Below are 419 nucleotides of genomic sequence, written 5' to 3'. Positions count from 1 at the left end.
TCCGATAATAGTTTTAGTTTCTAGGTTGAGTAAATCCCCAATTCGTAAACCAGTATTAATGCCAATGAGAAACAGGATATAATCACGTTTCCCACAGTGTCTTCGTAATGCCCATTTCATATCCTCTAGTTGTTGCATATCCCGAATCGGCTGCACATCAATAAGATATTCGTTCTTACTCATTTTTTCTTCTCTCCTTTCTGAACTCAATAAAATCAATATTTTGAATGTATCCTTTTTTTGCTGAAAGTAAGGATAACAAGAAAAGCAAGGATAATAAAGGAATAAAGGGAGGATGAATGTAAACTTTTTTATAAAAGATTACATTCGATGTGAAAGGCAATTTTGAGGAATAGGTGGAATGAGGTCTACTATATTTCAGGGAAATATTCTATTGCTTTAAAGGTTAGCCTAAATAG

At 33.2% G+C, this 419-nt stretch carries 1 pseudogene; it reads right to left on the bottom strand.

What is annotated here, in order from left to right:
• Window positions 1-183 (bottom strand): annotated as a pseudogene (locus tag EP747_RS24005) (integrase); the annotation flags it as partial.
• Between the last annotated feature and the right edge of the window lie 236 nt (window positions 184-419).

It is taken from the genome of Gottfriedia acidiceleris, assembly GCF_004138285.1.
GTDB classification, from domain to species: Bacteria; Bacillota; Bacilli; order Bacillales; family Bacillaceae_G; genus Gottfriedia; species Gottfriedia acidiceleris_A.
This window is presented reverse-complemented; position numbering and strand designations above follow the sequence as displayed.